An 11,974-nucleotide genomic window follows, 5' to 3' on the forward strand; every position below is an offset into this window, starting at 1 on the left:
CATGAAACGTGCGTGATCGCGCCGCATTTCAGTGCTGGAGTGCAAAACAGCACCGTGCGGCGGAATTTTTCGTCATTTCAAAAAATTCGAGCCGTTCATTCTGATAATTTGAATCATTCGACCATGCAAATACCGTAGCATTGATGCCGAACCGGCACCCGATTTCAGTGGGGCGCCGTTGAATGTCACCCTCAAGAAATTCTCATGATCCGGATTGGAACACTTCACGTTTTTCTCGACAGACGTGAAATTCGTTCGAACGGCAAGCTGCTGCGCATCGGCAGCCGCGCATTCGAAATTCTCGAGCTGTTGATTCGGGCGAATGGTGCGCTGGTATCGAAAGACGACATCATGCAGCGGGTATGGCCGCACACCGTGGTGGAGGAAAACAACCTGCAGGTGCACATCGCGTCGCTGCGCAAGGCGCTGGCCGACGACCGCAACCTGATCGTCACGGTGCCGGGCCGCGGCTATCGGTTGGTCGTCGGGCAGGACGACGGCGACGCGCCCGTGCGTCCCGCGATGTGGCGGCCGTCTGCGGCGCCGAGCACGCTGTTCGGCCGCGAACAGACGGTCGCCGACGTGCTGGCCGCCCTGCAGGGCGCGCGCGTCGTGACGCTGGTCGGCGCGGGCGGCATCGGCAAGACGCGCGTCGCGATCGAAGCGGCGGCGCGCGCCGACGCACGCTTTCCGGAAGGCACCGTATTCGTTTCGCTCGCGACCGTCGCGTGTCCGCGCTTCGTCCCGGACGCGCTGGCGGGCGCGTTCGGCATCACGCAGCCGACCGGGTCGCTGACCCTCGAAGCAGTGCTCGCCAGCGTCGCGCGTCGCCGGATGCTGCTCGTGCTCGACAATTGCGAGCACCTGCTCGACGCCGCCGCGCAGATCGCGAGCGCGCTCACCGATGCGGACGACGGGCTGTGCGTGCTCGCGACGAGCCGCGAATCGCTGCGCATCCACGGCGAGCGCGTGTGCCCGGTGCCGCCGCTCGACGTCCCCGACGAAGGGGGCGGCGACGGCGAGGCGATGAACGCCAGCGCGGTGCAGTTGTTCGCGGCGCGGGCACGTGCGGCCGATCCGCGTTTTCCGCTCGACGCGCGCAGCCTGGCGTTGATGGCGTCGGTCTGCCGTCGCCTCGACGGCCTGCCGCTCGCGATCGAACTGGCGGCGGCGCGCGCCGCCGTGCTGGGCATCGACGTGCTGGCCGCCCATCTCGACGATCACTTTCGGTTGCTGACCGGCGGTTTTCGCACCGCGTTGCCCCGTCACCAGACGCTGCAGGCGATGTACGACTGGAGCTACCGGTTGCTCGGGGACGCCGAGCGCCTGCTGCTGCGATGGCTCGGCGTGTTTCGCGACGGCTTCTCGATCGAGGCCGTGCGCGAGGTCGTCGGTGCCAACGGGCCGGCCGGCGCCGAGCTGCTCGAGACGATCGCCGGCCTCGTGTCGAAATCGCTGGTGATCCTCGAGACCGCGCACGGCGTGCCGCGCTACCGGCTGTTGACGACCACGCGGGCCTACGCGCAACAGCAACTCGACAGTCACGGCGAGGGCGCGGCTGCGGCGCGCGCGCACGCGACCTACTTCCTCGCGTTGTTCCGGCGCGCGGCCCACGATGGCGACGCGCCGGGCAGCGGGCCGGAGGGCGCGACCCGGCTCGATGCGGTCCGCCGCGAGCTCGGCAATCTGCGTGTCGCGCTCGACTGGGCATTTTCGGCGCAGGGCGACGCGGCGCTCGGCATCGCGCTCACGGCCGTCGCGGTGCCGTGCCTGTTCGATCTGTCGCTCGTCGACGAATGTCGCGAGCGCGCGCGCGTCGCGCTCGATGCGATGCGTGACGCGGATGCAACCGGGGTGTCCGACGATGCGCGCGTGCGGGTGCTGGCCGCGTATGCGGCGGCGCTCGCGCATACCGCAGGGTCGACGCAGGTCGTGCACGACGCGTGGTCGGAGGTGCACGCACTCGGATTCGATGCGGCCGAGGCCGAACTGCCGTCGCGCGAGTCGTGACGCCGGGTTCGTGCGCGTCCCCGATGTTTCAGAACGATTCAGCCCGGATACAGGACGGCGGCAGGCGGCGCGCGTAGATTGCCAGAACGGCGCGTGCCGACACCCCGTCGGCACGCGTGCGCATCGACCGCCTGCGCTCGCCGACATCGCGCGATCCCACTGAACGTCGGCGCGGCGAAACACCCGGCGCACGCGTCGCCGCGCATCCCGTTCAACCGACGAACCGCCGCATGAAACCTGATCAATCCGACCTTTCCCGTCACGCGACCGATCTCGGCCTGCTGTTCCTGCGCGTCGCCGCCAGCGTGCTGTTGCTCGTCGTGCACGGCTTGCCGAAGATCGTGCATTACACGGCCGAAGCCGCGGCGATCGAAGATCCGTTCCATCTCGGCCGCACGCTGTCGATCCTGTTCGCGATCTTCGCGGAGGTCGTGTGCCCGGTCTTCGTGATCGTCGGTCTGTATCCGAGGCTGGCGGCGCTGCCGGTGATGATCGTCACGCTCGTCGCGCTGGTGTTCGTCCACCCGGACTGGCCGCTGCGCGAAGCGCAGTTCGCGTGGATGCTGCTGATCCTGTTCGGCACGATCGCGATCGCGGGTGCCGGCCGCTACGTGTTGCCACTGCCGTTGCCGGGCGTCATGCGCCGGCGCGCCTAGCGGCGGCCAGTGCGTCGGCGGCCCGCACGCCATGTGCCTGACGATTCCGTCCGCGCGGCGACGTACGTGCTGCCGCGCCCATCCTTTCGCGCGCCGCGCGTGCGTTCCGACATGTTGAATTTCTCCGATACGGCGATCTACGGCGCGCCGATCGTGCTGGCCGATCTCGCCGCGTGGCGGCTGTTCGGGCGCGGTCGCTCCGCGGCGCGCGCCATCCGGCGCTGCGCGGCGTTCGCCGCGTTGACCGCGGTGCTGTTCGCGACCGGCGTGAGCCCGCTCGCCGTGCCCGCGTCGCTCGCCTGGCTCGACCGGATCGCGGTCCAGGCCATCTGCATCGCCTGGTGGCTCCAGTGCGCGATCGTGTTCAGTCTGCTGCTCAATCATCTGCTGCTGCCGCGTGCGTGGCGCAACCAGCGGCTGTTTCACGACCTCGCCGAAGCCATCGTGTTCGGCGCGGCCGCGGTGGCCGCGCTCGGCTACGTGCTCGGCCTGCCGTTGAGCGGCCTGGTCGCGACCTCCGGGGCCGTGGCGGTGATACTCGGCCTCGCGCTCCAGAACACGCTGAACGACGTGTTCTCCGGGCTCGTGCTGAATACCACGCAACCGTTCCGGCTCGACGATACGGTCTCGATCGGCGAGCTCGAAGGGCGCATCGTCGAGAGCAACTGGCGTGCGACGAAGCTGATCGACAGCCTCGGCAACCTGGTCGTCGTGCCGAACAGCACCGCGGCGCGCGCGACGATCGTGAATCTCAGCGAACCCGCGGGCCTGCACGGCGTGACGCTCGCGCTCGACCTCGATCCCGCGGTGCGGCCGGCGGTGGCCGTCGGCGCGCTGGAGCGGGCCGCGGCGAGTTCGCTCGACGTGCTCGCGCGCCCCGCGCCGATCGCCGTCGTGAAGGCGTTCCGCGCGAACGCGATCCAGTACGAACTCGTCTGCTACGTCGACGCACTGCAGAAGAAAATTACCGTGCGCAACGCGCTCTACGATCTCGCGCATCGGCATCTGGCCGCGGCGGGCGTCGCATGGCGGCCGCTAGCAGGCTCTGCGCCGGCGTCCGTATCGACATCGCTAGGGCAGCCGGTATCGCGTCGGCTACTGCTGTTGCGCGCGGTCGAATTGTTCGCGCGCGTGGACGACGACGATCTGGCCGTGCTGGCCGATGCGCTGGTTGCGCGTTCGTTCGGCAAGGGCGACGTGATCTATGCGTCGAATGCGGAGTCGCGCGTGCTGACGATCGTCGAATCGGGCGTCGCGGCGGTGTTCGTGCCGGGCGCTTCCGGCGATGTCGAAGTCCGGCGCATGGCGCCGGGCGATGCGATCGGGCAGTCGGTCGTGCTCGCCGGCACGCGGCTGCATGCGACCGTGCACGCGGTCACCGCGATGACCGTGCATCAGCTTCGCAGCGAGGATCTGTCGGCACTGATCGCGAGGAAGCCGGCGCTCGGCAGGCTGATGTGCGAGTCGCTCACCGACCATATCGCGACCGAGGAACGGGTGATGATTCCGCCGGTCGAGAAAGCGCACGCGGGGTTCAGCCTGATCGGGTGGCTCGAGAAGGAAATGAAGCGGCTGCACGATTCGCTCGGCTGACGCCGGGCCGGATCGCGAGGGGCGCTGGCGGCCCGCGAACGGGCGTGTCAGTCCGGCGTCGTGAAACGATCGACGAGATCCGGCTGGTCGAGTTGCTCGACCCACCAGTGCAGCGCGCGGCCCGCCTCGTCGCCGCGCCACGCGAGATAGCAGTGCGTGGTATCGCGCATGCCGGTCACCTGGCGTGCGACGAGCTTGCCGTCGGCGATCGCGCGCGCCGCGATGCATTCCGGCAGCGTGCCGACCGCGAGCCCTTCGCATTGCGCTTCCAGCTTCGCGGCCAGCGTCGGTACCGCGAGATACGGCTGGCCCGCATCGATCGCTACCGACTGCGGCTGCAGTTCGCGCGACGTATCGCTGATCACCGCGCCGCGATACTGGACGACCGACGCCATCGCCAGCGGTTCGGGCAGCGACGCGAGCGGATGGGACGGCGCGACCGCGAACACGTGTTTCAGCGAGCCGATCGGCCGTGCGACGATGCCCGGCAATTCCGGCGGTTCGCCCGCCGCGCCGACGACGAGATCCGCCCGCCGCGAAATCAGCGCATCCCACGCGCCGCCGAGCACTTCGGTCGACAGCCGCAACCGCGTGTCCATCCCGAGCGCGTAGAACCGGTGGACGTACGGCCACAGCGCGTCGAACGGCAAGATTTCGTCGATACAGACGCGGACTTCCGTTTCCCAGCCCTGTTGCGCGCGCAGCGCCTTCATTTCGAGCTGCTCGGCCGCCCGCAGCAGGCGCCGGCCTTCCTCGACGACGATGCGGCCCGCATGCGTGAGCTTCGCGCGCCGTCCGCTGCGGTCGAACAGCGCCACGCCGAGATCGCTTTCGAGTTTCTGCACCAGGTAGGTGAGCGCGGACGGGACACGATGCAGCAGTTCCGCTGCTTCGGCAAAGGTGCCGGTGCGGTCGATCGCGTCCAGGGCTTCGAGCGCTTCGAATGACAGCTTCATCGCGAATTCCGGTAGGGGGTGGCTGGCGCATCATACCAGTGCGGGGTGCGGCGCGAGCAGCGTGCGTCGCCGCGATTTGCTAGAGTGACAAGCCTCGTCATTCACCTTCCCGCATCGCCCCATGAGCGCCCCTCAGCCGGACACCGCATCGTCCGATTTCATCCCGGCCGACGTCAGGCAGACCGTCGTCACGCAAGCGTTGCCGAACGGGCAAATCGGTATCGTCCGGCTCAAGACATTGCGCAGGAACATGGGGTTGACCGCGCCCTATGAACTCGAGAATACGGATCTGATCGTGCTGCAGTTGCAACCGTTCGGCGAGCAGGATCTGTGGCTCGACGGCCGCCCCGCACCGTTCGTTCCGTATGACGCGGGAACCGTGTCGATCTACGATCTCGACCGTCGCTGGGTGGCCGATCTCCAAGGTGCGTTCGATTGCCTGCATTTTCATCTGCCGCGCCACACGCTCGAGGAAACCGTCGACGAGCTCGGCGGCCGGCAGCGGCCGCAGCTTTACCTGCCGCCGCATCTGAGCACCCACGATTCGGTCATCCATGCGCTCGGACACGCGCTGCTGCCTGCGCTGGCCCGGCCGGGCGAAGCGTCGCAGATCTTCATCGATCACGTGGGGCTGGCGTTTCAGGCGCACGTCGCGCATCGTTACGGCGGCGTCGGCGAACGGCGGGAAAGGTCGGACGGCAAGCTCACGCCGTCGCAGGCGCGCCGCGCGAAGGAGTTGCTGCTCGCGCACCTCGACGGCAACATCGGCCTGGCCGACGTGGCGAGCGCGTGCGGGCTGTCTCGCGGTCATTTCGTCAAGGCGTTTCATCGAACGACCGGGCTGCCGCCGCATCGCTGGCTCATCGTGCAGCGCGTCGAACGGGCGAAGGAATGGATGCGTGACCCGAACATGCCGTTGAGCATGATCGCCGTTGCATGCGGCTTCGCCGATCAGAGCCATTTCTCGCGCACCTTCACGCGCTTGACCGGTGTCACGCCTCGCCGGTGGCGCGCGGACCATACGTGATCGTCGCGACGCGGATGCGGGGCGCGGCATGGCAAGCGCGGCGACGTGCAGGCATGCAACTTGCGCGGCCGCACGGGCCGCACTACTTTGGAGAGATTTCCATGAAACGACGCTGGCCGCGACAACCGATGCTCGCGATAGGTGTGTTCGCAACGTTCGCGCTGCACGCAGCCGTTGCATCGGCTGCGCCCGACGTCTCGATCAGCCGCGCGGATTACGGCACGACCGCGACCGGGCAGGCGGTGAGCCAGTACACGCTCGCGAACCGGCACGGCGTGACGCTGAAAGTCATCACGTACGGCGGCATCGTGACCGCCCTCGACGTGCCCGACCGAACCGGCCACGCGGCCGACATCGTGCTCGGCTTCGATTCGCTGCGCGACTACGAGGCACACAACGGCAACATCCATTTCGGCGCGCTGATCGGCCGGTATGCGAACCGCATCGCGGGCGGGCGTTTCACGCTCGGCGGCAAGACGTGGAAGCTGCCGGTCAACGACGGGCCGAACACGCTGCACGGCGGCCCCGACAGTTTCGATGCGAAGGTCTGGACGGTTACCGGCACGCACAGCGACGCGACCGGTTCGAGCGTCACGCTGCGCTACGTGAGCCCCGACGGCGAGAACGGCTTCCCCGGCACGTTGACGACCGACGTGACCTACACGCTGACCCGCGACAACCAGATCCGCATCGACTATCGCGCCACGACGGACAAGGACACGGTCGTCAACCTGACCAACCACAGCTACTTCAATCTGGCCGGGCAGGCGGGCGGCAGCGTCGAGCGGCAACTGATCGAGATCGCCGCATCGCGTTTCACGCCGACCGACGATACGTCGATTCCGACCGGGCAACTGGCGAGCGTCGCAGGCACGCCGATGGACTTGCGCCAGTTGACGCCGATCGGCGCGCATGTGCGCGATGCACATCCGCAGCTCGCGATCGCGCATGGCTACGACCAGAACTGGGTGCTCGACCAGGGCGGCCAGTCGGCCCCCGCGTTTGCCGCGCGCGCCTACGACCCGGCGTCGGGGCGTTTCCTCGAGCTGTACACGACGCAGCCGGGGCTGCAGTTCTATACGGCCAACGGGTTGAACGGCAGCGTCGCGGGCAAGGGCGGGACGATCTACCGGCAAACCGATGCGTTCGCGCTGGAAGCCGAGCATTTTCCCGATTCGCCGAATCGTCCGGCGTTTCCGTCGACGGTCCTGAAGCCCGGCGAGACGCTGCACGAAGTGACGGTGTGGCGGGTGGGCGCGCGGTGAGCGTCGGCGTCGGCCGCATCGCGTTCGTCAAACGTTGATCACGCCGCGCCCGATTTCGATCACGCGCCCGCCGACGCCGATTTCGCCCGCGGCATTGACCGACAGGTGCAGCAGGCAAGGGCGGCCGACGGCTTCGCCCTGTTCGACCCGAAACGCGGCCGGCAGGTCGTGCCCTCCGGCCAGCAGCCAGCCGCCCAGGTTCGCGCAGGCCGAACCGGTGCCCGGATCTTCCGACACGCCGCCGCCCTGCTTCACGAAGAAATAGCGGGACACGACCGTTTCCGGGCGTGCGTCGTCGAACGCGAACACATACGCGGTCTTGCGGCCGAGACTGCTCTGGGGCCAGATGTCGAGGTGCGCGCTGTCGGGTTGTGCACGCCGCACGGCGGCCGGGTCCTTGAGCGCGACCAGCAACTGGTCGGCACCGGTATTGACCCACAGCGGCGGCGCGAGCAGATCGTCCTCGGCGAGCCCGAGCAGCGCCGCGACCTGCGCAGCGGACAACGCGCACGGCGCCGTGTTCGGCATGCCTGAATGCGGCGCGGTGAAGGTCCACACGTCGTCGCGCGCCGTGACGTCGACGACGCCGGCCTTGAATTCGAGCGTGAGCGCGTCGTCGGCATTCAGCCGCTCGCGCACGACGTGCGCGGTGCCGAGCGTCGGATGGCCGGCAAACGCCATCTCGTAGCCGGGCGTGAAGATGCGAACGCGTGCATGCGCGCGTTCGGACGGCAGCACGAAGGTCGTCTCCGACAGGTTGAACTGCACGGCCAGCGCCTGCATGGTCGCATCGTCCATGCCGCGCGCATCGTCGAATACGCAAAGCGGGTTGCCGCCGAACGTCGATTCGGCGAAGACGTTCAACAGACGGAAGGTGTAGGAGGGCATCGATATCTCGTACGGGTCAGCTCGGCTTGTCGAGCGGCGCAAGCATCGCCTGCATGTCGGGATGCTTCAGTACTTTCCGGTATTCCGCCGGACTCATGGCGTCGATCAATACGCGGCCGCTCACGTCGGCCTTGATGTACTCGACCGCGAGCAGCGCGATGACCGGATTGGTCGTCAACGTCGCATGGTCGGGCGACTGATCGCCGAATTCCGCGACCACGGCCTCGGTGTCGTCCGCGATCGCGACGGCCAGCCTCCGCCCCGACAGCCGAAGTCGCGCGCTGGCGCCGCATTTGGCCATGTCGTAGCAGCGCGGGCCGTTGAGCGTGCGATTGCCGTAGATCGCCACGTGCGTATCCACGCCGCGCGCCGCGGCTGCTTCGAGCAGCGGCCCGAGATCGTCGATTTCTTCGTCCCAGACACCCGCGAAGATCGCCGTCTTCGCATGGTCGATCACGCGCGCGAAGGCGCTGACGATCGCCTCCCGCCCGCTCAACGACCAGACTAGCCCCGGCTCTTGCCGCACCGGCAACCGGTCGAGCGCGTCCGCTGCGAGCTCGAGATCCGCGTTGAAGCGCGTGCGCAGTTCTTCCAGCAGCGACCGGTGCGGCACGGCCGCATAGCGGACCGGTTCGGAGCGGTTCACGAGCACCGCGCCGCGCGCCTCGAGGCGGCCCAGGGTCTCGTAGACCTTCGATGGCGGCATGCCGGCGCGCCGGCCGACTTCCGCACCCGTCAGCGCGGCTTGGCCGACGAGCGCCGCGTACGCCTGCGCCTCGTATTGCGTGAAGCCAAGCCGGATCAGTGACGTGATCAGTTCCGCGTTGTCGTTCATGTGGATGGATTCGGATTGCCGTGACGCGCTTCAGGGGATGCTTGATTAACTACCGAAGTAGTATAGAATCGATTCAACTTACTACTGAAGTAGTAAGCGAGATTTCCCAACCTTACCGAGAAGGATCATCGAGATGCGTCAACGGATCAGTACCGGCTCCCCGTGGGAGCCGAAGGTGGGCTATTCGCGTGCCGTGGTCGTCGACAACACGATCTACGTATCGGGGACGGCCGGCAAAGGCGACGACGTGTATGCGCAGACGCGCGATGCGTTGGCGACGCTCGGCAAGGTCCTCGCGGACAGCGGATTCGCGCTGTCGGATGTCGTCCAGAGCCGGCTGGTGGTCGCGGATTTCGACCATTGGGAAGACGCCGCACGTGCGCACGGCGAGATATACGGCGAGATCCGGCCGGCATTCTCGCTGGTCCATGCGTTGCCGTTCGTCGATCCTGAGATTCGCGTCGAGGTCGAGGCGATCGCGGTGCGGACCGCCGCATGACGGTCGCCGGCCCGCCCGCCTACCTGTCCCGCACCGCGATCGCGATGCTGGCGCTCGCGGCGGGCGTCGCGATCGCCAACGGCTATGCGCTGCAGCCGTCGCTGTCGGCCATTGCCGGCGATTTCGGCGTGTCGGCTGCGCGGATGGCGACCCTCGCGTCCGTGACGATGCTCGGCTATCTGGCCGGCCTGGCGCTGCTGGTGCCGCTGGTCGACCGGTTGGGTCCGCGCACGCTCATTCCGGCGCAAATGGGGGGGCTCGCGGTGTTGCTCGCGTGCGCGTCGCTGTCGTCGACGCCGCTCGCGCTCGACGCCTGCTTCGTGCTGGTGGGGGCCGCCACCACGGTCGCGGCGCAATGCAGCGCGGTGGTCGGCAAGCATGCGGAGCCGCGTCGGCGGGGCGCGGCGATGGGCGTGGTTTCCGCGGGCATTTCCGCCGGCATCCTGCTGAGCCGTTTCGTCGGCGGCGCGTTGTCGCAGTGGTGCGGATGGCGGGGCGCGCTGCTCGCGCTGGCCGGCTGCGTGGCGCTGGCGGCCGTCGGCAGTGGCGTGCTGTTGCCCGGCGGTCGGCCCGAACGGCGTTCCGGCCACGCAGCCACGATCGGCGCGATTCCGCGGCTGTTGCGCGACAGCGCCGCATTGAGGCGCCGCACCGGAGCCGGCATGCTGTGGTTCTTCGCGTTCAATCTGGTCTGGGTCGGATTGGCGATCCGTCTGGCCGCGCCGCCGTACAGCATGGGGGCGGCCGCGATCGGCGCATACAGTCTCGCCGGCGTGCTCGGCCTGGGTGTGACGCGCGTGGCCGGCAAGCTCACCGATCGCTTCGGCGATCGGGCGGTGATCGGCTGGGGGCTCGCGGTGGCCGCGCTTTCCACGTTGCTGCTTGGCGTCGCCCTCGGACATCCAGGCTGGCTGGGCGTCGGGCTGGCGTGGTTCGATGCCGGTTGTTTCGCTGCCCAGGTCGCGAACCAGGCGCGGGTCGTGGCGATTCAGCCCGCGCGGGCCGGTGCATTGAGCGCCGCGTACCTGACGCTGTACTACGCGGCCGGCGCGGGCGGCGCCGTGGCGGCAGGCATGCTCGTCGAACGGATCGGGTGGGGTGCGATGATGTTCGTCGCGGCCGTTGCCCTGGCGGCAGCCGGGTGGGTCGGGGCCGCACGCGTGAGCGTCGATGCCTCGGGCGAACCGACGTCCGCCGGTTGAGTGCGTGCGGGACCGGCGACGGTCATCGGCCGGATGTTCGCGCCCACCTCAATGCGACGACACGAACACCGCATCGTCGAACGCTTGCGGAATCGCGAAGCTCGCGCGCATGCGCTGTGTTTCCTTCGCCGGCGTCAACCCGAACAGGCGCTTGAATTCCCGGCTGAACTGCGACGGGCTCGTATAGCCGACCGCGTAGCCGGCCGCCTCCGCCGTCAGATCCTGGCGCACCATCAACAACCGCGCCTGATGCAGGCGCGTCGATTTCAGGTACTGCATCGGCGACACCTGCGTGACCGCCTTGAAGTGACTGTGAAAGCTCGGCACGCTCATGCCGGCTTCGTTGGCCAGTTGCGACACGTCGAGCGGCCGCGCGTAATCGGCGTGGATCATGCGTAACGATCGTCCGATCCGGCCGAATTGCCCGCGCATCGCCAGTGCGCTGCGCATCGCGTCACCTTGCGCGCCGGTCAGCACGCGGAAATACAACTCGCGAAGCAGCGCCGGGCCGAGCACCGCGGCGTCGAGCGGCCGCTGCAGCGCCTCGACGAACCGCAGCACCGACGCGTGCATCGCTTGATCCATCGGCGTCGACATCATGCTCTTCGGCGCCTGCACGGTTTCCGCGCGGCCAGCGCGGTCGATCTGCGCGGCGAGTTCGGCGGCCAGCGTGAAATCGAGGTGCAGGTACAGCGCGAGCAGCGGGCGCTCGGGCGTGGCGTCGGTTTCCATGCTGAACGGGACGGGCACGGAGACGGCCAGGTAATGGTGTTCGTCGTACAGATAGCGCTCGCCGCCGAAGTAGCCGCGCTTCGATCCCTGGCACACGATCACGATGCCCGGGTCGTACAGCACCGGCGTGCGCGACAGCGCGCGGTTCGCGCGCAGGATGCGCACGCTCGGCAGCGCGGTCAGGTTGTAGCCTTCGTCGGGCGCCAGCGTGCGCAGCAGTGTCACCAGGCGTTTCCGGTCGCGCGGCGGCAGCGCTGAAGAGCGAACGGAGGCGGGCGAGATGCTCATAGTTTTGTGCAAGAAAATCAGCG

Annotated in this window: 11 protein-coding genes; 7 read left to right on the plus strand and 4 right to left on the minus strand. The window is 68.2% G+C overall.

Translation table 11 applies throughout. The features are described 5' to 3' along the window. The first annotated feature begins 204 nt into the window (after nt 1-204). The 3 genes from MMB92_RS18600 to MMB92_RS18610 all read left to right on the plus strand — a co-directional run bounded on the left by MMB92_RS18600 (nt 205) and on the right by MMB92_RS18610 (nt 4,259). Nucleotides 205-2,010 (plus strand): winged helix-turn-helix domain-containing protein, encoded by a 1,806-nt coding sequence (locus tag MMB92_RS18600; RefSeq protein WP_059721766.1) that lies wholly within the window; start codon nt 205-207, stop codon nt 2,008-2,010. A gap of 230 nt (nt 2,011-2,240) precedes the next feature. Further along, nucleotides 2,241-2,666, plus strand: coding sequence for a DoxX family protein (locus tag MMB92_RS18605; protein ID WP_060266515.1), 426 nt, complete (start codon nt 2,241-2,243; stop codon nt 2,664-2,666). Nucleotides 2,667-2,777: 111 nt separating this feature from the next. Then, nucleotides 2,778-4,259, plus strand: coding sequence for a mechanosensitive ion channel family protein (locus MMB92_RS18610; protein WP_034204048.1), 1,482 nt, complete (start codon nt 2,778-2,780; stop codon nt 4,257-4,259). Between the two features lie 47 nt (nt 4,260-4,306). Here MMB92_RS18610 and MMB92_RS18615 read toward each other — a convergent pair whose 3' ends face one another. Next, the gene (locus tag MMB92_RS18615) at nt 4,307-5,215 is read right to left on the minus strand and encodes a LysR family transcriptional regulator (protein ID WP_006498460.1); all 909 of its coding nucleotides are present in this window, start codon (nt 5,213-5,215) and stop codon (nt 4,307-4,309) included. 121 nt (nt 5,216-5,336) lie between these two features. Between MMB92_RS18615 and MMB92_RS18620 the strand changes: the two genes are divergently transcribed. Together MMB92_RS18620 and MMB92_RS18625 are read left to right on the plus strand one after the other, a co-directional pair. Beyond that, nucleotides 5,337-6,242, plus strand: a complete 906-nt coding sequence (locus MMB92_RS18620) for an AraC family transcriptional regulator (protein ID WP_058903713.1) — start codon at nt 5,337-5,339, stop codon at nt 6,240-6,242. Between the two features lie 101 nt (nt 6,243-6,343). Beyond that, nucleotides 6,344-7,507 carry an aldose epimerase family protein gene (locus MMB92_RS18625; RefSeq protein WP_048986086.1) on the plus strand — a complete coding sequence of 388 codons (1,164 nt, stop codon included), beginning with the start codon at nt 6,344-6,346 and terminating at the stop codon, nt 7,505-7,507. Between the two features lie 27 nt (nt 7,508-7,534). Here MMB92_RS18625 and MMB92_RS18630 read toward each other — a convergent pair whose 3' ends face one another. After that, on the minus strand, nt 7,535-8,395 hold the full coding sequence (locus MMB92_RS18630) for a PhzF family phenazine biosynthesis protein (RefSeq protein WP_058903711.1): 861 nt from the start codon (nt 8,393-8,395) through the stop codon (nt 7,535-7,537). 16 nt (nt 8,396-8,411) lie between these two features. Further along, nucleotides 8,412-9,230, minus strand: a complete 819-nt coding sequence (locus MMB92_RS18635; RefSeq protein WP_006498455.1) for a helix-turn-helix domain-containing protein — start codon at nt 9,228-9,230, stop codon at nt 8,412-8,414. A 133-nt stretch (nt 9,231-9,363) separates the two neighbouring features. Here MMB92_RS18635 and MMB92_RS18640 point away from each other — a divergent pair, with 133 nt between their 5' ends. Together MMB92_RS18640 and MMB92_RS18645 are read left to right on the plus strand one after the other, a co-directional pair. Next, entirely contained in the window at nt 9,364-9,729 is a 366-nt protein-coding gene (locus tag MMB92_RS18640; RefSeq protein ID WP_006498454.1) for a RidA family protein, read from the plus strand. Beyond that, entirely contained in the window at nt 9,726-10,931 is a 1,206-nt protein-coding gene (locus tag MMB92_RS18645) for an MFS transporter (RefSeq protein WP_060266478.1), read from the plus strand. The genes MMB92_RS18640 and MMB92_RS18645 overlap by 4 nt, the downstream gene beginning before the upstream one ends. A gap of 48 nt (nt 10,932-10,979) precedes the next feature. Here the strand turns inward: MMB92_RS18645 and MMB92_RS18650 are convergent, their stop codons facing one another. Then, on the minus strand, nt 10,980-11,951 hold the full coding sequence (locus MMB92_RS18650; RefSeq protein WP_043205938.1) for an AraC family transcriptional regulator: 972 nt from the start codon (nt 11,949-11,951) through the stop codon (nt 10,980-10,982). Nucleotides 11,952-11,974 lie beyond the last annotated feature (23 nt).

The organism is Burkholderia sp. IO2 (assembly GCF_029522185.1).
GTDB lineage: Bacteria > Pseudomonadota > Gammaproteobacteria > Burkholderiales > Burkholderiaceae > Burkholderia > Burkholderia cenocepacia.